At 65.0% G+C, this 22,924-nt stretch carries 24 protein-coding genes; 12 read left to right on the top strand and 12 right to left on the bottom strand.

All coding sequences use genetic code 11. The features are described 5' to 3' along the window. Positions 1-420 carry a Fur family transcriptional regulator Irr gene (gene irr, locus Q1A71_RS13105; protein ID WP_299676716.1) on the bottom strand — a complete coding sequence of 140 codons (420 nt, stop codon included), beginning with the start codon at positions 418-420 and terminating at the stop codon, positions 1-3. Between the two features lie 207 nt (positions 421-627). Here irr and fabA point away from each other — a divergent pair, with 207 nt between their 5' ends. From fabA to Q1A71_RS13085, 4 genes are read left to right on the top strand one after another with little or no spacing between them, the layout of a single operon-like run. Continuing rightward, positions 628-1,137 carry a bifunctional 3-hydroxydecanoyl-ACP dehydratase/trans-2-decenoyl-ACP isomerase gene (gene fabA, locus Q1A71_RS13100; protein WP_299676713.1) on the top strand — a complete coding sequence of 170 codons (510 nt, stop codon included), beginning with the start codon at positions 628-630 and terminating at the stop codon, positions 1,135-1,137. 38 nt (positions 1,138-1,175) lie between these two features. Then, entirely contained in the window at positions 1,176-2,405 is a 1,230-nt protein-coding gene (gene fabB / locus Q1A71_RS13095) for a beta-ketoacyl-ACP synthase I (RefSeq protein WP_299676710.1), read from the top strand. A 9-nt stretch (positions 2,406-2,414) separates the two neighbouring features. After that, the gene (locus Q1A71_RS13090; protein WP_299676707.1) at positions 2,415-3,206 is read left to right on the top strand and encodes an enoyl-ACP reductase; all 792 of its coding nucleotides are present in this window, start codon (positions 2,415-2,417) and stop codon (positions 3,204-3,206) included. Positions 3,207-3,264: 58 nt separating this feature from the next. Then, positions 3,265-3,597 carry a hypothetical protein gene (locus tag Q1A71_RS13085; RefSeq protein WP_299676704.1) on the top strand — a complete coding sequence of 111 codons (333 nt, stop codon included), beginning with the start codon at positions 3,265-3,267 and terminating at the stop codon, positions 3,595-3,597. Between the two features lie 3 nt (positions 3,598-3,600). Here the strand turns inward: Q1A71_RS13085 and Q1A71_RS13080 are convergent, their stop codons facing one another. After that, complete coding sequence (locus Q1A71_RS13080; RefSeq protein ID WP_299676701.1) at positions 3,601-4,041, bottom strand: peptidylprolyl isomerase; 441 nt, start codon at positions 4,039-4,041, stop codon at positions 3,601-3,603. 183 nt (positions 4,042-4,224) lie between these two features. On the opposite strand from Q1A71_RS13080, the gene Q1A71_RS13075 reads away from it, so the two are divergent. The 8 genes from Q1A71_RS13075 (at position 4,225) to Q1A71_RS13040 (ending at position 12,558) form a co-directional block, all read left to right on the top strand. After that, entirely contained in the window at positions 4,225-4,914 is a 690-nt protein-coding gene (locus tag Q1A71_RS13075; protein ID WP_299676697.1) for a haloacid dehalogenase type II, read from the top strand. Beyond that, positions 4,911-5,735, top strand: a complete 825-nt coding sequence (locus Q1A71_RS13070) for an alpha/beta hydrolase (protein WP_299676694.1) — start codon at positions 4,911-4,913, stop codon at positions 5,733-5,735. The genes Q1A71_RS13075 and Q1A71_RS13070 overlap by 4 nt, the downstream gene beginning before the upstream one ends. Positions 5,736-5,745: 10 nt before the next feature. Then, on the top strand, positions 5,746-6,750 hold the full coding sequence (locus Q1A71_RS13065) for a pyridoxal-phosphate dependent enzyme (protein ID WP_299676691.1): 1,005 nt from the start codon (positions 5,746-5,748) through the stop codon (positions 6,748-6,750). Further along, positions 6,747-7,535, top strand: coding sequence for a 3-oxoadipate enol-lactonase (gene pcaD / locus Q1A71_RS13060; RefSeq protein WP_299676688.1), 789 nt, complete (start codon positions 6,747-6,749; stop codon positions 7,533-7,535). The genes Q1A71_RS13065 and pcaD overlap by 4 nt, the downstream gene beginning before the upstream one ends. A 13-nt stretch (positions 7,536-7,548) precedes the next feature. Further along, positions 7,549-8,868 (top strand): lyase family protein, encoded by a 1,320-nt coding sequence (locus Q1A71_RS13055; protein ID WP_299676685.1) that lies wholly within the window; start codon positions 7,549-7,551, stop codon positions 8,866-8,868. Between the two features lie 3 nt (positions 8,869-8,871). After that, positions 8,872-10,089 (top strand): TCR/Tet family MFS transporter, encoded by a 1,218-nt coding sequence (locus Q1A71_RS13050; protein WP_299676681.1) that lies wholly within the window; start codon positions 8,872-8,874, stop codon positions 10,087-10,089. A 92-nt stretch (positions 10,090-10,181) separates the two neighbouring features. Continuing rightward, positions 10,182-11,282, top strand: a complete 1,101-nt coding sequence (locus tag Q1A71_RS13045) for a Zn-dependent alcohol dehydrogenase (protein ID WP_299676678.1) — start codon at positions 10,182-10,184, stop codon at positions 11,280-11,282. A gap of 43 nt (positions 11,283-11,325) precedes the next feature. Beyond that, positions 11,326-12,558 carry a mandelate racemase/muconate lactonizing enzyme family protein gene (locus tag Q1A71_RS13040; RefSeq protein WP_299676675.1) on the top strand — a complete coding sequence of 411 codons (1,233 nt, stop codon included), beginning with the start codon at positions 11,326-11,328 and terminating at the stop codon, positions 12,556-12,558. Positions 12,559-13,012: 454 nt separating this feature from the next. Here the strand turns inward: Q1A71_RS13040 and Q1A71_RS13035 are convergent, their stop codons facing one another. From Q1A71_RS13035 to Q1A71_RS12990, 10 genes are all read right to left on the bottom strand, one after another. Continuing rightward, entirely contained in the window at positions 13,013-13,705 is a 693-nt protein-coding gene (locus Q1A71_RS13035; RefSeq protein ID WP_299676672.1) for an RraA family protein, read from the bottom strand. Then, a complete protein-coding gene (locus tag Q1A71_RS13030; RefSeq protein ID WP_299676669.1) occupies positions 13,705-14,832 on the bottom strand; it encodes a cobalamin-independent methionine synthase II family protein in 1,128 nt (375 codons plus the stop codon). The genes Q1A71_RS13035 and Q1A71_RS13030 overlap by 1 nt, the downstream gene beginning before the upstream one ends. Before the next feature lie 113 nt (positions 14,833-14,945). Continuing rightward, positions 14,946-15,962 carry a hypothetical protein gene (locus Q1A71_RS13025; RefSeq protein ID WP_299676666.1) on the bottom strand — a complete coding sequence of 339 codons (1,017 nt, stop codon included), beginning with the start codon at positions 15,960-15,962 and terminating at the stop codon, positions 14,946-14,948. Further along, on the bottom strand, positions 15,950-16,915 hold the full coding sequence (locus tag Q1A71_RS13020; RefSeq protein ID WP_299676663.1) for a cupin domain-containing protein: 966 nt from the start codon (positions 16,913-16,915) through the stop codon (positions 15,950-15,952). Before Q1A71_RS13020 ends, Q1A71_RS13025 begins: the two co-directional genes overlap by 13 nt. A 138-nt stretch (positions 16,916-17,053) precedes the next feature. Continuing rightward, on the bottom strand, positions 17,054-18,028 hold the full coding sequence (locus Q1A71_RS13015) for a nuclear transport factor 2 family protein (RefSeq protein WP_299676660.1): 975 nt from the start codon (positions 18,026-18,028) through the stop codon (positions 17,054-17,056). Next, the gene (locus tag Q1A71_RS13010) at positions 18,025-19,041 is read right to left on the bottom strand and encodes a LacI family DNA-binding transcriptional regulator (RefSeq protein ID WP_299676657.1); all 1,017 of its coding nucleotides are present in this window, start codon (positions 19,039-19,041) and stop codon (positions 18,025-18,027) included. Before Q1A71_RS13010 ends, Q1A71_RS13015 begins: the two co-directional genes overlap by 4 nt. Then, the gene (locus Q1A71_RS13005; RefSeq protein WP_299676654.1) at positions 19,041-19,802 is read right to left on the bottom strand and encodes an SDR family oxidoreductase; all 762 of its coding nucleotides are present in this window, start codon (positions 19,800-19,802) and stop codon (positions 19,041-19,043) included. Before Q1A71_RS13005 ends, Q1A71_RS13010 begins: the two co-directional genes overlap by 1 nt. After that, positions 19,799-20,845 (bottom strand): ester cyclase, encoded by a 1,047-nt coding sequence (locus tag Q1A71_RS13000; RefSeq protein WP_299676651.1) that lies wholly within the window; start codon positions 20,843-20,845, stop codon positions 19,799-19,801. Before Q1A71_RS13000 ends, Q1A71_RS13005 begins: the two co-directional genes overlap by 4 nt. 87 nt (positions 20,846-20,932) lie before the next feature. After that, positions 20,933-22,261 (bottom strand): histidinol dehydrogenase, encoded by a 1,329-nt coding sequence (hisD, locus tag Q1A71_RS12995; RefSeq protein ID WP_299676649.1) that lies wholly within the window; start codon positions 22,259-22,261, stop codon positions 20,933-20,935. A gap of 12 nt (positions 22,262-22,273) precedes the next feature. Beyond that, complete coding sequence (locus Q1A71_RS12990) at positions 22,274-22,804, bottom strand: ester cyclase (RefSeq protein ID WP_299676625.1); 531 nt, start codon at positions 22,802-22,804, stop codon at positions 22,274-22,276. Positions 22,805-22,924: the final 120 nt, after the last annotated feature.

Below are 22,924 nucleotides of genomic sequence, written 5' to 3'. Positions count from 1 at the left end.
CTAGGGCTTGCGGCGCAGGCGGATCACCACATCGACCGATGCGATTTCCGCGCCTTCCGGAGCTTCGGGCAGCTGTGCGATGACCAACTCATCCGAGGGCGCATCGGTGAGCTTGTCTTCATCTTCCCAGAAGAAATGAGGGTGGTCATGCGTATTGGTGTCGAAGTAGCTCTTGGAGCCGTCGACCGTCACTTCCTGCATCAGGCCGACGTCGCAGAAGGCGCGCAGCGTGTTGTAGACGGTGGCCAGCGAGACCGCTTCACCTTGTTTCTTGGCCGCGTCGAACAGGCTCTCCGCGGTGACATGCCGATGCTTGCCATCCCCGATGAGCAGGGTCGCGAGGGCGACACGCTGGCGCGTGGGGCGCAGGCCCGCTTTCGCCAGCCAGCTTGAACCTATGGTTTGTTGCGCAGGGGTCATGGCACGCTCTTGTTACCTCTCCTTAGTCATATAAGGCGCATGAGGGGGGGTTTTCAATTGGATTCAAGCGATTTGATCCGTCGCAATTGCCGCATGCAGCCGCGCCGCGCAGGCCCGCATGGCGACCGCAGACGCCCTTGCGAAGGCCGCAAACGCGATGCTAGAGGGATTGGACGTAAAAGAATGCCGAGCAGGAGATGCGCCAGAATGGGCCAATACCCCACCAGTTTTGACAAGGATGACCTGCTGAAATGCGCGCGCGGCGAGCTCTTCGGGGTCGGGAATGCGCAGCTGCCCGAGCCGCCCATGCTGATGATGGACCGGATCACCGACATCTCTGAAGATGGCGGCGAACATGGCAAGGGCCATGTGATCGCGGAGTTCGATATCACGCCTGATTTGTGGTTCTTCGATTGTCACTTCCCCGGCAATCCGATCATGCCCGGCTGTCTGGGACTTGACGGGCTTTGGCAGCTCACCGGGTTCAACCTCGGCTGGCGCGGTTGGCAGGGGCGCGGCTATGCCCTGGGTGTGGGCGAAGTGAAGCTCACCGGCATGGTGCGGCCCGACCGCAAGATGCTGACCTATTACGTAGATTTCACAAAAGCCGTTCAGACCCGGCGCTTGACAATGGGTGTCGCCAATGGCCGGGTGGAAGCGGATGGGGAAACCATCTATCAGGTCACTGATATGAAGGTCGCGCTGTCGGAAAGCTGACACCGGGCAGGCGATTTGAGACTATGAAGGAGAGCGCCATGCGCCGCGTCGTCGTGACAGGGTTGGGCATCGTCTCGTCCATCGGGAACAACGCCGAAGAGGTTCTGGCCTCGCTGAAATCCGGCACCAGCGGGATCGTCGCAAGCCCGGAGATGGCCGAGCACGGGTTTCGCAGCCAGGTGGCGGGCACGCTCAAGCTCGACGTGACAGAGCATATCGACAAGCGCACGCTGCGCTTCATGGGGCCGGGGGCGGCCTATGCCTATATCGCCATGGAGCAGGCCATCGCGGATGCGGGCCTGGGCGAAGATATCATCTCGAATCCGCGCACCGGGCTGGTGGCTGGCTCCGGCGGCCCGTCGACAAGTGCAATGCTGACGGCGCATGAGGTGGTGAAGAACACGGGGGCCACCAAGCGGATCGGGCCCTTTGCCGTGCCCAAGTGCATGTCGTCCACGGTTAGCGCGAACCTGTCGACCGCCTTCAAGATCAAAGGCATCAATTATTCGATCACCTCGGCCTGCTCCACATCGCTGCACTGCATCGGCAATGCCGCCGAGCAGATCATGCTGGGCAAGCAGGATGTGATGTTCGCGGGCGGCGGGGAGGAGCTGGACTGGACGCTGTCGTGTCTATTTGACGCCATGGGTGCCATGTCCTCGAAGTATAACGACACACCCGACAAGGCCTCGCGCGCGTTCGATGAGAACCGGGATGGCTTCGTGATCTCGGGTGGGGGCGGCATCGTGGTTCTGGAAGAGCTGGAGCATGCGCTGGCCCGAGGCGCCACGATCTATGCGGAAGTCACCGGCTATGCCGCGACCTCGGACGGGCACGATATGGTGGCCCCGTCCGGCGAGGGCGGCGAGCGGGCGATGGCACTGGCGCTCGACACCCTGCCCGAGGGCCGCAGCGTGAGCTACATCAATGCCCATGGCACCTCGACCCCCGCAGGGGATCAGCCAGAGATGGAGGCGGTGCGCCGGGCGTTCGAGGGCAAAACCCAACCGCCCGTCAGCTCCACAAAGTCGATGACCGGCCACAGCCAGGGGGCGGCGGGCGCACAAGAGGCGATCTATTGCCTGCTGATGCTGAAGGATGACTTCATCGCGCCGTCGATCAACGTCGAGACGCTGGACCCGGCCTTTCAGGCGTCGGAAATCGCGACGGAGCTGGTCGAGAACGCGGGGCTCGATTCCGTCATGACCAATTCCTTCGGTTTTGGCGGCACCAACGGGTCGATGATCCTGTCAAAGTATCTCGGGTAAGGGGCGCTCATGTCTGGTTTATTGAATGGAAAGCGCGGGCTCATCATGGGCGTGGCCAACGAACGCTCCATCGCCTGGGGCATCGCAAAGGCGATGGCAGAGGCAGGCGCGGAGCTGGCGTTCACCTACCAAGGCGAGGCGTTTGGCACCCGTTTGAAACCGCTGGCGGAGTCCGTCGGATCGGACTTCATGGTCGACGTAGATGTGACCGATGACGCCTCGCTCGATGCGGCGTTCGAGCAGCTGGGCGCGCGCTGGCCGACGATTGATTTTCTCGTGCACGCCATCGCCTTCTCGGACAAGACCGAGTTGACAGGGCGGTTCCTCAACACCACGCGCGAGAATTTCAAACGCACGATGGACATCAGTGCCTACTCGCTCGTTGAAGTGACCCGCCGCGCGCATCCGCTGATGGTGGAGAACGGCGGCACGGTGTTGACGCTGACGTACCAGGGCAGCAACACGGTTGTGCCGAACTACAACGTGATGGGAGTGGCCAAGGCAGCGCTGGAAAGTGCCACGCGCTATCTGGCGAATGATCTCGGGCCGGAAGGTATCCGCGTGAACGCCATCTCGCCGGGGCCGATGAAGACGCTCGCGGGTGCAGCCATCGGGGGCGCACGGCGCACCTACAAGTTCACCGACCAGAACGCCCCTCTCCGGTCAAACGCGACCTTGGAAGCCGTGGGCGGCACGGCGGTCTATCTGGCCTCCGACGCGGGCGCCTGCACCACCGGCGAGATCATCCGCGTCGATGGGGGATATCACGTGCTGGGCATGCCGCAGGTCGAGAATCTCTGAGATCACGCGGCGGGCCCCACGCCCAACTGATGCCATAATCCCTCGGTAAACCGGTGGCATGTTTACACATGCCGATTCCCGCACGCTGCGTCAGGCCCGCTACATCCGCCGGGCCGCCCGGGCGCGCCTGTTTGCCTGGCTGCTCATGCCGGTGACAGGTGCTACATTCGCTGCAGCGATGTGGTCCGACCCGGTATTGCACCCCAAACTGCAGGGCGGTCTCGACGAGTTGCAGCCCTTTGTGACGGCGGCAATGGAGGGCGAGTTCCCCACCGACAGAGCGCGTGAGCTTCAGGATGCAGCTCTGCAGAAGGCTGCGGAGATCAATGCAAAGATCGCCGGGCTGCCCGTATCCCGCACACCGATCAATCGACCCGACGACGGCATCTGAGCGTCAGCTCTGGGCCTCTGAAATCGACATCACCTCGATATCGAACGTAAGGTCCTGCCCCGCGAGCGGGTGATTGGCATCAATGGTTACCGTCGCCTCATCCGTGGCCACGATCATCACCTGCATCGCCTGACCTTCGGGTGTCTCGACGTTCAGCAGCGTGCCGATGTCGAGGGGCACGTCGTCGGGGATGCCTTCGCGCGGCACCGCCTGCCGCATCTGCGGATTGATCGGCCCATAGGCGTCGGCGCAGGGCACCTTCACCGTCTTCTTCTCGCCAAGCGCCATGCCCGGCAAGGCCGCATCCAGACCGGGGATCACCTGACCGGAGCCGACCACAAACTGCAGCGGGTCCCGCCCCTCGGAGCTGTCGAATTTTGTCCCGTTCAGCAGCGTGCCGGTATAATGGATGCCGACTGTATCGCCCGATTTCACCTCGGTCATGAAAGCTCCGATCTTGTTTGGAAAAGCGTGTGGGAGGCCGCGTATCTGCGCAGGTTCTCCAAGGACTGCCGCACCCTGCCCGGCGCAGCCATTTGAGTAAAGCTGAAAAACCGCGCGATTGGCCCTTTTCGCCTCGCCGGTGGCGTGACACTGTGGCACCGAACTGCTGCAAAGAGGTGCGCCATGCCGATCACGACCTGTGTCTTTGACGCGTATGGCACGCTGTTCGATGTGGCCGCGGCGGCGCGGCAGGCTGCGACCGAGCCCGATTTCAGGCAATTGCAGGGCACCTGGTCGGCCCTGGCGGAGCATTGGCGCCTGAAACAGTTGCAATACACCTGGCTGCGCGCAGTCACGGATGATCACTGCGATTTCTGGCAGGTCACGCAGGACGGCCTCGATTGGGCGCTGGAGAAGACCGGGCTTGATGGCGACCCGGCGCTGCGCGAGCGGCTGCTGGCGCTCTATTGGCAGCTGCAGAGCTATCCGGAGGTGCCCGAGATGCTGCGCGCGCTCAAGGAGGGTGGTCTGAGCACGGCAATCCTGTCCAACGGCTCCCCCGACATGCTGGAGGGCGCGGTCAGCTCCGCCGGTATCGAAGCGCTGCTGGATGACACGCTGTCAGTCGAAAGCGTCGGCGTCTTCAAGCCCGACGCGCGGGTCTACGATCTGGTGGCCAAACGGTTCGGTTGTAACACCGACGAGATCCTCTTCGTCTCGTCCAACGGTTGGGACGCGGCATGCGCGGCCCGCTACGGGTTTGCCACCGTTTGGGTGAACCGCGGCGCTGATCCAGTGGACCGCCTGCCCGGCCAACCCGCAAATGTGCTGCCGGATCTGACGGGCATACCCGGTCTGGCGGACGTGACATGAGCTTTTTTCGCACCTCCGACAAGCTGTCGCTCTACTATACGGACGAGGGAGGCGGGCTGCCCGTGCTGTGCCTCGCCGGGCTGACGCGGACCACGCGCGACTTCGACTATGTCACACCACATCTGAACGGCGTTCGGCTGATCAAGATGGACTACCGCGGGCGCGGAAAGTCCGACTGGGACACCGACTGGAAGAACTATGCACTGCCGGTGGAATGCCGGGATGTGATCGAGTTGCTGGACCATCTTGAATTGGACCAGGTCGCCGTCATTGGCACGTCGCGTGGCGGGCTGAACGCCATGGGTCTTGCGATGGGCGCCAAGGCGCGCCTTCTGGGCGTCGCGTTGAATGACATCGGTCCGGTGATAGAACCCGAGGGGCTTGCGTTCATCTCCGGATATCTGGGGCGCGCGCCCGCCGCCAAGACGCTGGTCGATGCCGCCCGCGCGATGGAGACAACCTATACAGGCTTCACGGATGTCCCCTTTTCGCGTTGGATGGAGGAAGCCGAGAAGCACTTCGAGCAGACTACGAAGGGTCTGCAGATCACCTATGACCCGCGGCTGCGCGATGCGGTCGAGGCGGTGGGCGCCCAGGCCGCCCCGGACCTTTGGCCCTATTTCGACGCGCTGGAAGACCTCCCGCTGGCCTGCATCCGCGGCGAAGCATCGAACCTGCTGAGCCGCGATACGCTGGCGGAGATGCAGCGGCGTCGGCCTGATATGATCGCCGTCACAGTCCACGGGCGGGGCCACATTCCGTTTCTCGACGAGCCCGAGGCGGTGGCCGCGCTGCAGACCTGGATCGAGATCCTGAAGTGAGACGGCGCCTATGAACATCGAGATGATCAGAGCCGCTGCAGCACGACTGGATGGCCATGCGCGTCGGACGCCGCTGCTCTCCTCACCGTTTCTCGACGAGATCGCCGGGCGCCGGGTGTGGATCAAGGCAGAATGCCTGCAGCACACCGGCAGCTTCAAGTTCCGCGGCGCCTGGTCGGCGGTCTCGGCGCTGTCACAGGCCGAGCGCGGCCGCGGCGTCATCGCCTTTTCCAGCGGCAACCATGCGCAGGGCGTGGCACTGGCCGCGCGGGCGCATGGCGCTGCAGCGGTGATCATCATGCCCCGCGACGCGCCCGCAGTGAAAATCGACAACACGCGGGCTTTGGGCGCAGAGGTCGTACTCTATGACCGCGCGGCCGGTGAGGACCGGGACGCCATCGGCGCAGAGATGGTCGCGGCACGGGGGCTCACGCTGATCAAGCCCTATGACGAGCCGCAGGTGATCGCCGGGCAAGGCACCACCGGTCTGGAGATTGCCGCTCAGGCCGCAGCGGTCGGTGTCACGCAGGCGGATGTGATTGTGTGCTGCGGCGGTGGTGGGTTCTCCTCCGGCATCGCGCTGGCGTTGGAGGCGGAGGCACCTGGTCTGCGCGTGCGCACGGCCGAACCGGAGGACTTCGATGATGTGGCACGCTCCCTGCAGGCGGGAACGGTCCAACGCAACACGCGGCTTTCGGGCAGCCTCTGCGATGCGATCGTGACACCGGAGCCGGGCGTGCTGACCTTCCCGATCCTCAAACGACTGGCCGGGCCTGGCTTTGCCGTCAGCGAAGAAGAGGCGCTGCGGGCCGTCGCCCTGGCCTTCAACCGGTTGAAGCTGGTGGCCGAACCGGGCGGCGCTGTGGCGCTGGCCGCCGCCGTTTTTCACGGCGCCCAGATTGAGGGCGACGATGTGATCGTCACGATTTCGGGAGGGAATATCGACGCGGATGTCTTTGCCAAGGCCCTCGCCCTGCCCGCCACAGCGCCCCGCACACAAGGAAATGCCGCATGAAGATGCTCGATCTCGGCGATCTGCGGCTGCACTACCGGGTGGACGGGCCAGAGGACGGCCCGCCGGTCGTTTTCGCCAACTCGCTCGGCACAGATATGCGGCTGTGGGATCCGATCCTGCCGCTCCTGCCCGAAGGCCTGCGCCTGATCCAGTTTGACAAGCGCGGGCACGGGCTGTCGACCTGCCCGCCCACCCCCTACACGATGGGTGCGCTGATCACCGACACCGAAGCGCTGCTGGATCACCTTGACGTGCAGGGCTGCGTCTTTGTTGGCCTGTCCATCGGCGGGATGATCGCCCAGGGGCTTGCCGTCAAACGGCTGGACTTGATCCGCGCGATGGTGCTTTCGAACACCGCCGCCAAGATCGGCACGCCCGAGATGTGGAGCGAGCGCATCGAGACGGTGCGGCAAGGCGGCATCGAGGCGCTGGCCGATGCGGTGATGGAGCGCTGGTTCTCGGACGACTTCCGCGCGACGCCCGACCTCGAGCTCTGGCGCAATATGCTGACGCGCCAGGAGGATCAGGGCTACATGGGGTGCTCCGCTGCGATTTCGGGCACCGACTTTTACACCACTACCGCCAGTTTGCGCCTGCCCACGCTGGGCATTGCGGGGGCCGAGGATGGCTCCACGCCGCCCGATCTGGTGCGCGAGACGACCGATCTGATCCCCGGCAGCCAGTGCCACGTGATCCGCAAGGCGGGTCACCTGCCTTGCGTCGAGCAGCCGCAGGAGTATGCCGCGCTGCTGACGCGATTTCTGCGCGACACCGGCCATGTCTAGGGCGCCCTGATCCGTGGCCGCCAGCGTCTTCGACAGCCCGCTTCACGCGCAGCTCTTCCCGACGGGCGAGGCCGGGCGTCTGTTCTCGGACAGTGCCGCGCTGCGTGCGATGCTGCTGGTGGAAGGTGCGCTTGCCAAGGCTCAAGGTGCGCTCGGGATCATCCCCGAGATCAGTGCGGCGGCCATCCATCGCGCGACGCTGGAGATCCAGATCGACCCGGGCGCGCTGGCCTCCTCCACCGGCGAGAACGGCGTCAGCGTGCCCGGCTTGCTTGCCGCGTTTCGCGCCGAGATGAACGCACCCGAACATGCGCAATACATGCATTGGGGCGCGACCTCGCAGGACATCATCGACACGGGCCTGATGCTGCGACTGCGGCAGTGTCTGGCGCTGGCGGAGAGCGATCTGAGGGCGGTGCTTGCGGCTCTCGCCGAGCAGGCGGGCACCCATGCCGACGTCCCCATGGCCGGGCGCACCTATGCTCAGCAGGCGACGCCAACAACCTGGGGCGCCGTGCTCGCGAGCTGGGGCGCGCCGCTTCTTGATGCCCTCGCGGCACTTGACGATCTGCGCGGTCGCAGCCTGTGGGTGTCGCTTTCCGGTGCGGCTGGCACCAGCGCGGCCCTGGGCGATCAGGCTCCCGCCCTCCGCGCGGCGTTGGCCGAGGGGCTCGGATTGCGGGATCCGGGCCGCAGTTGGCACACCGATCGCGGACCAGTGCTGCGCATCTCGTCCTGGATGGCAGAGGTCACTGCGGCGCTCGCAGCCATGGGCCAGAGCCTGATCGCGCTGGCCGCAACGGAGGTCGCCGAGGTCACGCTGGGCGCCTCCGGAGCCTCCTCCACCATGCCCAACAAGCAGAACCCGGTGGGGCCATCGGTGCTGGTGGCCCTGTCCCACCAGATGGGTGGACTGATGAGCGGGCTGCAAGCAGCGGCAGTACACCAGCACCAGCGCGACGGGGCGGCCTGGTTCACTGAATGGATGGTGATGCCGCAGATAGCGCTCACGACCGCGGCCTCTTTGCAGAAAGCCTGCGCAGTGCTGGAGGGTCTGCAGCCCGTACCCGCCCGCATGGCGGACACCCTCGGTCAGGGCCTTGCGCACGCGGAAGCGCTGAGCTTCGCCCTCGCGGCGCAGATGCCGCGGGCGGAGGCGCAGAGGACGGCGAAGGCGCTGTGTCGGCAAGCGGCGGAAACGGGCACATCGCTTGCCGAGATTGCTCTGTCGCAGCACCCCGAGTTGCCGTCCGATCTCTTCGACCCGCGCGCCCAGCTTGGCCAGGCCCCGGAGGAGGCGCGCGCCTTTGCCGCCCGGGTGCGGGCGCTCTGAACGGTGCGCCCCGCCGTCCTCTTCATCCTGATCACGGTCATGCTCGATTCCATGGGGATCGGGCTGATCATCCCGGTCATGCCGGATCTGATCCAGGAGGTGCGCGGCGCGGATCTCAGCACTGCCGCGCTCTGGGGAGGGGTGCTGTCGACCGCCTTCGCCGTGATGCAGTTCCTGTGCGGGCCGGTGATCGGCGGGCTCTCGGATCGCTTCGGCAGACGGCCCGTCCTGCTCATCTCATTGGTCGTGATGGCACTGGACTATCTCGTGATGGCCGTCGCAGGCAGTATCGTGTTGCTGCTCATCGGTCGGATCGTGGGCGGGATGACCGCCGCAACTCAGTCGACCGCCAATGCCTATATGGCCGATATCTCGAAGCCCGAAGATCGCGCCGCCAATTTCGGCCTCGTGGGCGCCGCGTTCGGCCTGGGCTTCGTGCTGGGTCCGCTGCTGGGCGGTTTGCTGGGCGCGTTCGGCACCCGTGCGCCGTTCTATGCCGCGGCAGGGCTCGCCGCACTGAATGCCCTTTTTGGCTATATTGTCCTGAAGGAAACCATCACCGATGAGATCCGCCGCCCCTTCCAATGGGCCCGCGCGAACCCCTGGGGCAGCTTCCGTCAGCTGGGGCGTCTGCCGGGCATCGGACCGCTGCTGGTTGTCTTCTTCCTCTACCAGGTTGCTTTCATGGTCTACCCCGCCATCTGGTCCTATTTCGTCAAGGAACGCTTTGGTTGGGAACCCGCGACCATTGGCCTGAGCCTGGCGCTGTTCGGCATCATGATGGCCGTGGTGCAGGGCGGGTTGATCCGCCCAGTGCTGCGCCTTCTGGGAGAGCGCGGCACGGTCATATACGGCCATCTCTTTGATACGGCGGCGTTTCTTGCGCTCGCCTTGGTCACCAGCGGCACCATTGCGCTGATCCTGACACCGCTCGCTGCCCTGGCCGCCGTGATCACTCCGGCGCTGCAAGGCATCATGTCGAAGGCTGTCGGTCGTGATGCGCAGGGCGAGCTTCAGGGCGCGCTCACGTCGATCATGGCGCTGGCCATGATCATCTCGCCGCTGATGATGACAGGCACCTTCGCAGCCTTCACGGATGCCGACGCTCCGGCCTATTTCCCCGGGGCGCCCTTCCTGCTGTCGGCCGGGCTGATCCTCATCGGGCTGGCCGTCTTTCTCCGGGCCCCCGCGCGCCGATCAACGGCAAGCGACATCCGCTAACGGCGACATTTCATGTCGGTTTGTGCCTTGCGCATCATCAGCCAATGCAGGCACCCTGCCCGGAACGTCGCCGATCAGAAAGACACCGCCCCATGCAGACCATCAAAGCCGCCGTATGCCACGCGTTCGGCGCTCCGCTCCGGATCGAAGACATCCGTCTGCGCGCACCGGAGATGGGCGAGATCGAAGTCACCTTGAGCGCGGTCGCCATCTGTCACTCTGACATCTCCTATGCCGAAGGCGCCTGGGGCGGGTCGCTGCCCGCAGTTTACGGGCATGAAGCCGCAGGCGTGGTGAGTGCCGTCGGGCCCGGTGTGGCGGGGCTGGCTGTCGGCGACAGCGTGATCGTGACGCTGATCCGGGCCTGTGGCACCTGCGGCAACTGCGCGGGTGGCCAGCCCACCCTGTGCCAGACGCCATATGACGGCGACAGCGGCCCCATTACGACCACGCAGGGCACCAAGCTGCATCAGGCAATGGCCTGCGGCGCCTTCGCCGAGAAGGTGGTGGTGGCCCAAAGCCAGGTGGTGCGGATTGACGCGACCATCCCGAAGGACGCCGCCAGCCTCATCGCGTGTGGCGTGATCACGGGCGTTGGCGCGGCGGTCAATGCAGCGGGGCTACGTGCCGGGCAGGATGTGGTCGTGATCGGCGCTGGTGGTGTTGGCCTGAACGCCATTCAGGGTGCGCGGATCGCCGGCGCCCGCCGCATCGTGGCGGTGGACATGAGTGCCGAAAAGCTTGAAATAGCAAAGGAATTCGGCGCGACCCATGGCGTTCTGGCGACCGACCCCGCACCATGGAAAGCCAGCTTCAAAGCGCTCGGCGGGCGTGGCGCCGATGCGGTCATCGTGACCGTTGGCGCCATCCCCGCCTATGACCAGGCGCCGCGCTATCTCGGCTACGGCGGCAAGGTCGTCATGGTCGGCATGCCGCATTCCGGTGCCACCTCCACCTATGAGCCGGTGATCTTCGCCGCTGTCGGCCAGGGCATGGTGGGCTCCAAGATGGGCGATGTGGTGATCCAGCGCGACATCCCCTGGATGGTCGATCTCTATGCACAGGGGCGGCTGAAACTGGACGAGCTGATCTCGGGCCGCTGGCGGCTGGATCAGATCAACGAGGCCATCGCGGATACCAAATCCGGCTCCGCGCGGCGCAATGTGATTGTCTTCGAGACGCCGAGCAACTGACAGGTACGGTGGGCTTTAGGCCACCGCCTCGCGGAGAAATGCCATGAAACTCAAGGACCTGGACATCATCATCACCGCCCCGCCCGCACCCGGCTGGGGCGGGCGCTATTGGATCCTCGTGAAGCTCACCACCGATGACGGAATCACCGGTTGGGGTGAATGCTATGCCGCCTCCGTCGGGCCGGACGCCATGCGCGCCGTGATCGCGGATGTGTTTCAGCGCCACATGGAAGGTGAAAGCCCGGAGAACATCGAAAAGATGTTTCGTCGCGCCTATTCCTCAGGGTTCACCCAGCGCCCGGACCTCACGGTGATGGGCGCGTTCTCGGGGTTGGAGATCGCCTGCTGGGATATCCTGGGCAAAGCGCGGGGCCGACCGGTCTGGGCGCTGCTCGGCGGCAAGATGAACGACCGCATCCGCGCCTACACCTATCTCTACCCGCTCCCGCATCACGACATGACCGCTTTCTGGACTGCGCCAGTCATGGCCGCTGAAGCCGCAAGTGATTGTATTTCAAGAGGTTATACGGCGGTCAAGTTTGACCCCGCGGGCCCTTACACCATGCGCGGCGGCCACATGCCTGGAATGCGCGACATCGCGCAATCCGTGGCCTTCTGTAAGGCGATCCGCGAAGCGGTGAGCAACCGCGCCGATCTGCTCTTTGGCACACACGGGCAATTCAGCACGGCAGGTGCGATCCGGCTGGGCCGCGCGTTGGAACCCTACGACCCGCTCTGGTTCGAAGAGCCCATCCCCCCCGATGCGGTCGAGGAGATGGCCAAGGTCGCGCGCGCCGTGCGTATCCCTGTGGCGACCGGCGAGCGGCTGACCACGCGGGCGGAGTTCGCGCCGGTGCTGCGGAGTGGGGCCGCGACCATCCTGCAACCCGCTCTGGGCCGCGCCGGCGGGATCTGGGAATGCCGGAAAATTGCAGCGATGGCAGAGGCTTACAATGCGCAGATGGCGCCGCATCTCTACGCAGGCCCCATCGAGTGGGCCGCCAATATCCAACTGGCGGCCTGCATCCCGAACCTGCTGATGGCGGAGACCATCGAAACCCCGTTCCACGACGCGCTGATCCGCTCAAGCCTCCGCGTCGAAGAGGGGTTCATCACACCGCCCGAAACACCCGGCCTTGGCATCGAGGTGGATGAAGAGCTCGCCCGCGCCCACCCCTACACCGGCGATGGGTTGCATCTGGAGATGCAGGAGCCCCCCTGCGACTACGTTCAGGGCAACGCCTTTGAGGGGGGCGCACCGGCGCCGAAGGACTGAGCTTGCCAAACCCTGACCGCAGCGTACGCGCAACGGCAAAATGCCGGGGAGGCACCGAGGGGCGAAGCGCCCTTGTTTTATTGGGAAACCCCACGTCGGTATTGCGTCGGTATCACGTCGGTATTTGGTCGGTGCGGGTGTCGGTTTTGGGGCTGATATCGCCGAAAGGGCCGGCTTTCTTAACGCTTGCCTAGACCAGCGCTCTTATGGCGGTCTCCGCTCTTCAACTGGACCGGGCCGGACGCTGGACAAGACGGTGTTTACAGTTCAGCCGTCCCGCCCTGCTGACAGGCCGGGCATCGCCCGCCCCATGGAGGGCGATTTTGCCAGCTTTGCAAACTGAGCATGCGTAAGCCCGTTGGCCATGGACGGTGCAGCCCATTCGGTGTGAACGCCCTCCAGGTCGGGTGATGCCCCAGGGGCTTGGGCCCCGAGCACGAAAGAGCAAGATGACCTAAGTTCGCGCCGCCTCGAAGGCGGCCCAGACCGCCTCGAACTCCTCGAAGTCGAGCCTCTTGCCCTTCACCGCATCGAAGACGATCTTCTCGGACCGCATCAGCGTGGCGATGGCTTCGCTCAGCCGGGGCACGGCGTCTTCGGGGATCACCACCGCGCCGTGGCGGTCTGCGTGGACCAGCGCGCCGGGGGCCACGCGCATGCCGAAGATCTCCACGGTCTCATCGAAATCGAGCACATGCACAAAGCCGTGGCTCGGGCCGATGGAGCCCGCGACGACCGGGAAGCCTTCCGGCAGGTCGCCGAGGTCGCGCATCACACCGTTGGTCAGCGCGCCCGACAGGCCAAAGGACTTGTGGATGTTGGTATTCACCTCACCCCAATAGGCGCCGATGGCATCGGCTCCGTCCATATCCTGCACCACGGCGACACCGGGGCGCGGTCCCTCGGCCATGTATTTGTAATAGGCCATGCGGCGCGTCTTGATGACCTCTGGCGGCTCCTCCGGCGGGCTGACGGCGCGGATGCGGGCGGTGCGCGCATAGCCGACCATCGCCTCACCGGGCGCGGAACAGAGCATCGTGCCACGGGTGAAGGCGTTGAAGCCGCGTTTGCCCTGCGCCACCTCGATGGCGTTGCAGACGGTCGGGGTATCGACTTGCCGCAGCAGGGTCAGGAGTGCCTCATCCATCACCGGGCCTCCGCCAGATGCGCGCCGTCGCGCAGCGCTTCGAGCTTGGCATAGGCGATATCGGGGTCAATCGCCCCAAAGCCGGCAAATGTTCCAAAACCACAATCCGAGCCGGCAACAACGCGATCCTGACCGACAATTTGTATGAATCTGTCAAGCCGTTGGGCCACGAGTTCCGGGTGTTCGACAAAATTCGTCGTCGTATCGACCACGCCCGGAACCAGGATCTTGTCGTCGGGGATGTCGGCCTTGCGGTCACGGAAGACCACCCATTCATGCGCGTGGCGGGGGTTCGATGTTTCAAAGAGCAAGTAGCTGGCCTTGACCGACATCAGCGTGTCGAAGACCTTCTCCATTCCAATGTCGCAGACATGCGGGCCTTCGTAATTGCCCCAGCAGATATGCACGCGCACCTTCTCCTGCGGGATACCGTCCAGCGCATGGTTCAGCGCCTCCACATGGGCGCCCGCGATCTTGAGGAACTCCTCGTCCGAGAGGTCATTGAAGAGCATGTGGCGGGACAGCGCGAGATCGGGGCAGTCAAGCTGCAGATCGAGGCCCGCGTCGACGATGGTGCGGTACTCCTCGCGCATGGCGTCCGCAAGAGCGGCGAGATAGGCGTCGCGGGTCGGGTAGAAGTCGTTCTGCAGAAAGAGCGAGATCACGCCCGGAGAGGCCGCGTTCATGAAGCCGCGGGTGGCGCCGTGCTCGGCCATGGCGGCTTTGAGATTGGCGATGTCCTTTTGCAGCTCGCCCTGCCCTTTGGATTTGACCTCGCCGGTGCACATGGGCCGCGCGTATTTCGGGGTGCCGCCATCATCGGCGAGGCGCTTGAGGAAGGTCGGGAATTTCTTGAGATCGGCGGGCGCGTTGCGCGGGCTGTCGCCGGAGAAGCCGGTGTAGCGGTCCTTGACGTAGGTGGCGTAGGAGATCTTGGAGGTCTCGCCGTCGGAGACGACGCCGACACCCGCGGCGACCTGTTTGGCAACGGTGGCGGAGACCGCTTCGGTCATCGCGGCATCGAACTCGGCGGCGTCGTACGGCGTGCCATGCTCGCGGGCGAAGATGAAATCGACGACCGTCTGGGTGCGCGGCAGGGAGCCTGCGTGAGTGGTCAGAATGGGCATGAGGGGTCCTTCTTCAGCCTGCCGGGTTTTGACGGACCGGAGAGGCTGCGGCCTGTCGCTGCGCCCGGCCGCGGTCTTCGGTGTGTGATGATTTTGAACGGATGCGACATGCGTCAGTTCAGCCGCTGGAAGCTGCCATTGAACCAGCCGTGGTAAAAGGTGCAGTCAGGCGGGGCGGCGGGATCGTTGCAGACCGCAAGGCGCCCGGTGGTCTGCAGCAGGTCGAGCCCGTTGGAGCCGCGGACGATTGCAGCCGAGGCGGCGTAGAACGGCTCGGGCGTGCCGGTCCAGGCGGCGGTTAGGAAAGTCTCGACGAGGCATTGTGAGGCGCCGCAGACCGGGCGGGAAAGAGGCGGGCCGCAGTCGATGGCGTCCCACCAGATCACCACGTCGTTGCGCCCGTCGCCGTCGATGTTGCCGATGAGCAGGTGGCCAGGGCCGAGCGTGACGGGCTGGCGCCCACAGACCTGGGCGACATGGGTGTAGGCGACCTCCACCATCGCGTCGTTTGCAGGTTGTGGCGCAGGCGGTGCAGCCAGGGAGCCCGCCGGGGGCTGCGGGGCTTGCCCCGCAGCCCCCGGCGGGCTTGGCGCCCAGCCCAAACCGATGTCACGGAATTTGCTTTCGCAGAAGGCGATCAGCTGGATCCAGGCGCTGTGCAGCCCGGTGGTCGGGATGTTCACCCGACCCAGCAGGCTGTCGACCTGGAACCCGTTGGCTTGCCCGAGGGCCGCGAAGAATGGATCGGCGGCAGACAGGGGCACGGTCCAGGCATCGTCGAAATAGTTGAAGCCGACAGGCGGCAGCTGATAGGTCACACCGCCGGCCAGGATTTTCACATCGCGGGTCTCGGTGCCGAGCTCATCGCGCGGGGGGCCCAGCACCTGTTTGGAGAAGCGCATCTGGATCACGCCGGGCGCAGTCACAGTGGCGTGCATATCCTGCGGGCCGCGCCAGTCGGGGCGCATGGGGGAGCGCTCGCCACAGGAAAGGGCGACGGAGAAGTCGGGGAGTGTGGCGGTGCCGAAGAAGAAATCGCCGTTGTCGTAACTGCCGGGGGTCCAGACCTGTTGGGCCGCTGCCGAGAGCGGCAGCAGCCAGATCAGGAGGGCTGCGATCAGGCGACCCACGTGGGGCCCGCGGGATCGTCGGTGCCGACGATGTGATAGAGCGCGGCCGCGCCGGTCATCGAGGGCACGGCGCTGTGCATCAGCTGTTCGGGCACGGACATGGTGTCCCCCGGTGCGAGCGTGGTGCTGCCGCCGTCCCAGGTGACGCGCCAGTGGCCGGTGACGGGCATCAGGACCGAGGGTTTGTCATGGCTGTGCATCGCATCGGTGGCCGAGCCGCGGGTGAGCAGCGCCACCTCGAAGCCCGGTTTGTCACGCAGCATCGCGTCCGCGCCGATCACCTTGGCGGGCGTGCGGTCGGCCAGCGCCACCATATCCCAGTAGCGCGCCACATAGCCGGGGATGACCTCTGCCGTGGTGGGCTCTGGGAAGGCGCGCAACTCCTCCTCGGTGAGCAGCGGCATGGGCTTCACGCCCTCGGGCAGGGCCTCACCTTTCTTGGTGTCATAGAGCTTGCCCTTCTCGGAGAGCACCAGCCCGTGATCCGCCGCGTCCTCGATCACCTGCGGCGCCCAGATCACGCCGCCGCCCGCGTCGTCCCCGCCGAGGATCGCCATGATCATCCCGTAGTCATGGCCGATGTTCTCAAACCCGCGAAAGATACCGGTGGGGATGTTGAAGATGTCGCCCTCCTCCAGCACCACCTCGCCCGCGTCGCCCCAGCGGCCCCAGAAGAAGCGCCAGCGGCCCTTGAGCACGAAGAAGACCTCCGCCGTGCGGTGGCTGTGCAGGGAGTTGCGGCATTTGGGAGGCTGGCCCGCAGCACCGATGTTGAAGCCGTGCGGGATCGAGATATGCACGTGCTGGTCGGGGCTTTCCGAGACGCCGCCGCCGATGATCGTGAAGTTTTCCTTCTGGTCCGATCCCGGCGTGTGGGCGTCGATAAAGGCGGTTTTGCAGGGCATCAGGTCGCCGTAGCGGACGATGCGGGTTTCCATCTCTTGGGGGGTCATAGGTCTGGTCCTTGTCTGACGTGGGGCATGAGGTGCGTGATCACCCCTGCCCCGGCGGACGCAGGTTCAGACGGCGCGCGCGCAGGGACGCCCGCCAGATGTGGTACCGTCGTAGAGGTTCGCCCAGTGCAAGGGGCATCAGAGCTCTCCGGTCTGCAGCAGAATCTGTTTCCAGATCGTGGTTTCGTCAAAGATGACATATTCGCGGCGCAGACCCCAAGGGCCGAATTCCGCGTGGCTAATGCCGAGTAAATAGACCTCCGCCCCCGTCGGCGCGCCAAAGCGGCCCCAGCCGGAGTGTCGCCCATGCAGCGACCAGCGCAGCGCGGCGCGGGGCGGCATTAGCGGATCGTCGCGGCCAATCTGGTGGTCGATCTGGAAGGTGGCATCGGGGAAGGACGCGCGCAGGCCCATCCAGAACTGGTCCACGTCGCCGTGGCTGTGACCGGTCATCCCGCCGGGGTACTCGACGTGACAGGCCCGGTCGTATTCTGCCGGGATCGCCGCCATATCCGCGCCCATGATGCGGCTGAGGATGTCCGCGTATTTCGCACCCCATTCATTGTCATTGCCGCGGCCCTTATACGGTCCGGGCTGATCCGTAGCAGGCGTGAGCGGCGGCACGCAGGCCTCGGGGCCACCTTCCGCAGCGATCAGATCAGCGGCATAGGCTTTCGGCTCCACACCCAATTGGCGCACGATGGCGCCCTGATCGCGGATCAGCCATTCGTCGTTGATCTGGTTGTTGATCGCGTGACAGTCGGCGAGGATCCGGTAGGTCAGCTTCTTGCCCGTCGCGGTGCCATAGACGCCATCATGCGCGTGGGTGGCGGTGCTGAGCAGCCTGTGCGAGGAAAGCATCCCCTCCTCCGGCGTGCCGGACCAGATCACATCCTCACCAAAGAGCGTACGGTCGGGAAACTCGGCGAGCGTCGCCATCGTCGCCCCGATCACATTGGCGTTGCCCAGCACAACCGAGGCGGGCGAGCGCACGACGATGTCATCGGAGTAATACTGGTGCAGGGTCGCGATGCCGCGGTCCTCCCAGATCTCCTTGGTGATCCCGATGATGTAATCGGGGAAATCGCGAAACTTCGGATCGAAGCCTTTCATGGGGTGGGTCCTTCGGGTGTGCGGGCGGAGCCGCGGATGATGAGCGGGCCGTCGAGCGTGATGCGGCGCGGGGCGGTGTCGGCGTTGCTGAGCCGCGCCAGGAGGGCGTCGACCGTAGCGGCGACCATGCGCCCCGCAGGCTGGCGCACGGTGGTCAGATCATAGCTCGGCCAATGCGACAAGGTCACATCGTCATAGCCCACAACCGAGACATCCTGCGGCACCTGCAGCCCGAGCTCGTAGCGCAGCACGTCCATCACGGCAAAGGCCATGTGGTCGTTGGCGACAAAGACGGCATCGGGTTGGTTGTCCGTGCCAAACATCTCACGCGCGGCGGCTTGCGCGGTCTCGAAGTCGAAATTGCCAAGGCCCCTTGCATAGAGCGCCATGCCCGCCGCCTCCAGACCAGCGCGGAAGCCGCGTTCGCGGTCGATCTGGGTCGATGCACCTTCCCATCCGGCGATATGGGCGATGCGCTCGTGCCCGCCTGCGATCAGGAACTCGGCCAGCTTGCGCCCGCCCGCCTCATTGTCCGAGGCGATGGAGGTCAGCCGGTCGTCATACTGGTGCCGGTTGAAGAGCACGATCGGGATGCCCAGGCCCTCGCAGCGTTGCGTGAGATCATTCGAGAGGCCCACGGAGGCGGCGATGATCGCGTCCACCTGGTAGTCGAGCAGTTCGTCGATGACCGTCTGCGTGGCCGCGTGGTCGTTCGAGGCCATGAAGACCAGCACGTGGTAGCCTTCGGCCTGCAGCGCCTTCGACAGACGCTCGATGGCTTCGGGGTAGAACTGGTTTTCCAGATAGGCGACGACGAGGCCGATGATGCGGCTGCGCCCGGTGATCAGCGAGCGCGCGAGCACATTCGGGCGATAGCCAAGCGCGGCGGCGGCGCGGCGCACCTTCTCCGCCGTGCCCTTGCTGACGGAGGCGCCGGGCGTGAACACCCGGCTGACCGCCGAGCGGCTGACCCCGGCCTTTTCGGCCACATCGAGAGAGGTCACCTTGGACATCAGCCTGCCGTCCATCCGCCGTCGATCAGCATAGAGGTGCCGGTGACCATGGCCGAGGCGTCGGAGGCGAGGAACAGCACGGCGCCCATGATGTCCTCCACCTCGCCGACGCGGGGCAGCTTGATCTTTTCCATGATCCAGGCGAGACGGTCGGGGGTGTCGAAGGTTTGCGTCGTCAGCGGCGTACGGATGAAGGTGGGGCAGATGGTGTTGATGCGGACGTTTGCCTTGCCCCATTCGATGGCCATGGCCTTGACCATCCCTTCGAGCCCGTGTTTCGAGGCGCAGTAGACAGCGCGGTCGACCCCGCCCACATGGCCCATCTGGCTGGAGATATGGATGATGGAGCCGGATTTTCCGTGTTCTATCAACGTCTTGGCCGCATGAGCCGAAAGGAAGTAGGCGCCGCGCAGGTTGAGATCCATCACTGCATCATAGTCTTCGGGGGTGGTTTCGGTGGCGGGAGCATGGCGCGCGAGACCGGCGGAGTTGACCACGATGTCGAAGGGGTGCTCGAAGGCCCCGGCCAGCGCTGTCACATCGCTCTGATCCAGCGGCAGCGCCTCCACCGACCAGCCCTGCGCTGCCATCGCATCGACCGCCTCCTGCAGCACCTCGGCCCGCCTGGCGGCACAGACCACATGGGCACCCGCCTCGGCCAGCGCCACGGCACAGCCCAGACCAATGCCCGAGGAGGCGCCGGTGACGAGCGCGCGTTTGCCCGTCAGATCGAAGGACGGCGTGCGGGGCAGATCACTCATAGGGCGACACCTGTCTCGGGGTCGAAGCCCTGCCGCGCTTTGTTGAACTCGCGCATGCGCGCGAAGACATCGACGCCGATCTGATCGTACATGTGCAAAAGATCCACCATCACCCAGTTTTCGCGGATCAGGCCGTTTTCCACGCGCCAGAAGTCAAGGCTGCGCATCTCGATCTTCTGTCCCGTGGGCGCGATGCCAAGCCAGCCGCCATCGGTGATCGATTGCACCATGTCGGGCCAGCCCGTGACGGCGGCATAGTTGCGGTCGCCGAAGAAGTGATACTCCACCTCGTCGAGGTACTGCCCGCGGTCGGGCATGCCGTTGAGGAAGGGGATCTGGTGCCACTTGCGGAAGCCCTCGATGCCGCGCCCGGTGCCGATGCCGGAGGGGCCGTACCACGTCATGCGCGGATGCCAGAACCTGGGCATCTCCATGACCTCGGGGCCGCCCTGCGCCGGGTGGCGCTTGAGATGCGCCAGCATGTCGATGATATGCTGGCAGGTGGCCGCACCCTGCGCAGCGTCATGAGGGCCCGGCACAAGACCGTCGCAGGTGGCAGGGCCCGGAATGTGCCACTCCCGCCCCAGGGATGGGGTCATCGGCCAGGCGCCTGACTGCATCATGACCTCCGGCAGGTCCCAGAGCGCCTGCATCTCGACGATCTTGCCGTTCTCGACGCGGTAGAACTCGTGAAACCGCATATGAAGCAGATGCCCGGTCGGCGGGATGTCGAGCCAGGGGGCGCGGAAGGTTCCGGTGTAGAAACCGCCGCAACCGACCCAATCTGCGCCATCCGGCGTGGGCCCCGCCATCACGATATGATCGCGGCGCTCCAGATCGGGGATAGCCTGGACAAGCGGTACGTAAGCCGCATCTAGATAAGCATCGACGCCGGTGGTGGTCTCGAAGGGAAAGGCGAGGCGAAAGGTGACATCCGGCGTACAGATGTCGTGCAAGACCGCGCGAACCCGTGCGATATCAAGATCATACATCGCCGCGCGCAGCGGGGCGATGAGGTCTTTGTGTTCAGAGTGTAAATCCATGGCGTCTTCTGGTTGAACCGTGTAGGGCTGGCGGCGGGGGCGCCGGGCGGGGCGCTTGCGCCCCGCCCGGCGCCCCCGCCTCTCCGCTCATTCCGCAGCCTCTGTTGCCGGCGCGCCTTCACCGTAAGGCACGTTGATGCCACCGTAGCGACGGACCCGCAGGTTGCATTGCTCGGCGTGGCCCACGAATCCCTCCAACATGCAGAGACGCGAGCCGTAGGCGCCGATTTCCGCCGCCGCCGCATCCGTGGTCACCTTCTGATAGCTGTGGGTTTTCAGGAACTTGCCGACCCAGAGCCCGCCCGTATAGCGCCCCGCCTTCTTCGTCGGCAGCGTATGGTTGGTGCCGATCACCTTGTCGCCATTCGCCACGTTCGTGCGGGGCCCAAGGAACAGCGCGCCGTAGCAGGTCATATGCTCGAGGAACCAGTCGTCGCGGTCGGTCATCACCTGCACATGCTCGCTGGCTACATCATCGGCGACCTGCAGCATCTCGTCGTAGCTGTCGCAGAGAATGACCTCGCCATACTCCTCCCAACTCACGCGCGCGGTCTCTGCCGTCGGCAGGATTTGCAGGATGCGGTCGATCTCGGAGACCGTTTCCTCCGCGAGCTTGCGCGAGTTCGTCAACAGTACTGCGGGCGAGTTGTACCCGTGCTCGGCCTGGCCCAGAAGGTCCGTCGCGCACATTTCCGCATCGACCGTCTCGTCGGCGATCACCATCGTCTCGGTGGGACCGGCGAAAAGATCAATCCCCACGCGCCCGAAAAGCTGCCGTTTGGCCTCCGCCACAAAGGCATTGCCCGGACCCACGATCATATGCACCGGATCAATGGTCTCCGTCCCCAGTGCCATCGCACCCACGGCCTGAATACCACCCATCACATAGATCTCATGCGCGCCGCCCAAGTGCATCGCGGCGATCACGCCGGCATTCGGCTTGCCCTGAAACGGCGGGGTGCAGGCGATGATGCGCGGCACCTTTGCGACGCTCGCCGTGGCCACGGACATATGCGCCGAGGCCACCATGGGGAACTTACCGCCGGGCACGTAGCACCCAACGGACTGGACGGGAATGTTCTTGTGCCCAAGGATCACGCCGGGCATCGTCTCCACCTCGATATCCAGCATCGAATCCCGTTGCGCCTGCGCGAAGTTCTGCACCTGCTCCTGCGCGAATTTGATATCTTCGAGTTCGCGCGGAGAAAGCTGGGCGATGAGGTCGTCGATCTCCTCCTCGCTGAGCCGGAAGGAGGCCGGTGAGTAGTTGTCGAACTTTTCGCTGAGCTCCCGCACGGCCGCATCGCCACGCGCCTCGATGTCGGCGAGCGTCGCCTCAACCGCGGCCCGCGTCTTGGCATCATCCTCCGCGCGCTCCGCGTCGGATTTGCCGCGTTTCAGATAGTCGATTGCCATCTCACTCTCTCCTCACTGATCCGGGCGCGGCGGGGTCTTCGCTCCCCGGTCAAAGGCCTCCCAGCCCTCGCCCCCGAACACATCCACGCCCAGCTGCGCCAATACATGCGGAAAATCGACCATCACCCAATTGCCGGTGATCCTGCCGTCCTCCACTTTCCAGAAATCCATATACCGGATGTTCACGCGCTTGCCGGTCGGTTCCACACCCATGAAGGTCCCGGAATGCGTGGCCTCCTGCCGCCCGAATGCCGCGGCCCATTCGCCCATGTAAAGCCGCGCCTTGTCGACGCAGATCTTGTCGGAAAACGACGCCTGAAACGGGCGCTGCCAGTTGTCCTGAAATTCTTTCAGGCCGGTCTTGGTGCCGCAGCCCTGGTTGCCCATCCAGCGGAAGTTTTCCGCGAAGAACGCCCCGATATCGTCGATGCGGTGGTCGTTCAGCCCATCGACCATGCCTTCGATCACCGCGCGGGTTTGGTCTGTCTTGCTCATATCCGTGTCTCTGCTCAGCACGGCCTGCTCTGGTCTGGATCCCTTCATAGGGTGCTCCTGTCATCAAGGTGGAAAAGCGTATGCTCAGGAAGCGCCTCCGCTGATGAAATCCCGTGGCAGCCGGTTGAGCGCCGGATGACGTTGCACCAACCCTGATCTCGACCGCTT

Origin of the sequence: uncultured Roseobacter sp. (genome assembly GCF_947493125.1) — a bacterium.
Classification (GTDB): Bacteria; Pseudomonadota; Alphaproteobacteria; order Rhodobacterales; family Rhodobacteraceae; genus Roseobacter.
The sequence above is the reverse complement of the archived record's forward strand: the minus strand, read 5'-3'. Positions and strand labels throughout refer to the sequence as shown.

What these genes read in the sequence shown, in the direction of transcription:
- Q1A71_RS13040 (WP_299676675.1), top strand. Translation starts at nt 11,326, where the DNA reads ATGAAACTCAAGGACCTGGACATCATCATCACCGCCCCGCCCGCACCC.
- Q1A71_RS12990 (WP_299676625.1), bottom strand. Translation starts at nt 22,804, where the DNA reads ATGAAGGGATCCAGACCAGAGCAGGCCGTGCTGAGCAGAGACACGGAT.
- Q1A71_RS13090 (WP_299676707.1), top strand. Translation starts at nt 2,415, where the DNA reads ATGTCTGGTTTATTGAATGGAAAGCGCGGGCTCATCATGGGCGTGGCC.
- Q1A71_RS13075 (WP_299676697.1), top strand. Translation starts at nt 4,225, where the DNA reads ATGCCGATCACGACCTGTGTCTTTGACGCGTATGGCACGCTGTTCGAT.
- Q1A71_RS13045 (WP_299676678.1), top strand. Translation starts at nt 10,182, where the DNA reads ATGCAGACCATCAAAGCCGCCGTATGCCACGCGTTCGGCGCTCCGCTC.
- Q1A71_RS13085 (WP_299676704.1), top strand. Translation starts at nt 3,265, where the DNA reads ATGTTTACACATGCCGATTCCCGCACGCTGCGTCAGGCCCGCTACATC.
- fabA (WP_299676713.1), top strand. Translation starts at nt 628, where the DNA reads ATGGGCCAATACCCCACCAGTTTTGACAAGGATGACCTGCTGAAATGC.
- Q1A71_RS13015 (WP_299676660.1), bottom strand. Translation starts at nt 18,028, where the DNA reads ATGAAAGGCTTCGATCCGAAGTTTCGCGATTTCCCCGATTACATCATC.
- pcaD (WP_299676688.1), top strand. Translation starts at nt 6,747, where the DNA reads ATGAAGATGCTCGATCTCGGCGATCTGCGGCTGCACTACCGGGTGGAC.
- Q1A71_RS13000 (WP_299676651.1), bottom strand. Translation starts at nt 20,845, where the DNA reads ATGGATTTACACTCTGAACACAAAGACCTCATCGCCCCGCTGCGCGCG.
- Q1A71_RS13010 (WP_299676657.1), bottom strand. Translation starts at nt 19,041, where the DNA reads ATGTCCAAGGTGACCTCTCTCGATGTGGCCGAAAAGGCCGGGGTCAGC.
- fabB (WP_299676710.1), top strand. Translation starts at nt 1,176, where the DNA reads ATGCGCCGCGTCGTCGTGACAGGGTTGGGCATCGTCTCGTCCATCGGG.
- Q1A71_RS13065 (WP_299676691.1), top strand. Translation starts at nt 5,746, where the DNA reads ATGAACATCGAGATGATCAGAGCCGCTGCAGCACGACTGGATGGCCAT.
- Q1A71_RS13070 (WP_299676694.1), top strand. Translation starts at nt 4,911, where the DNA reads ATGAGCTTTTTTCGCACCTCCGACAAGCTGTCGCTCTACTATACGGAC.
- Q1A71_RS13030 (WP_299676669.1), bottom strand. Translation starts at nt 14,832, where the DNA reads ATGCCCATTCTGACCACTCACGCAGGCTCCCTGCCGCGCACCCAGACG.
- Q1A71_RS13035 (WP_299676672.1), bottom strand. Translation starts at nt 13,705, where the DNA reads ATGGATGAGGCACTCCTGACCCTGCTGCGGCAAGTCGATACCCCGACC.
- Q1A71_RS13080 (WP_299676701.1), bottom strand. Translation starts at nt 4,041, where the DNA reads ATGACCGAGGTGAAATCGGGCGATACAGTCGGCATCCATTATACCGGC.
- hisD (WP_299676649.1), bottom strand. Translation starts at nt 22,261, where the DNA reads ATGGCAATCGACTATCTGAAACGCGGCAAATCCGACGCGGAGCGCGCG.
- Q1A71_RS13020 (WP_299676663.1), bottom strand. Translation starts at nt 16,915, where the DNA reads ATGACCCCCCAAGAGATGGAAACCCGCATCGTCCGCTACGGCGACCTG.
- irr (WP_299676716.1), bottom strand. Translation starts at nt 420, where the DNA reads ATGACCCCTGCGCAACAAACCATAGGTTCAAGCTGGCTGGCGAAAGCG.
- Q1A71_RS13005 (WP_299676654.1), bottom strand. Translation starts at nt 19,802, where the DNA reads ATGAGTGATCTGCCCCGCACGCCGTCCTTCGATCTGACGGGCAAACGC.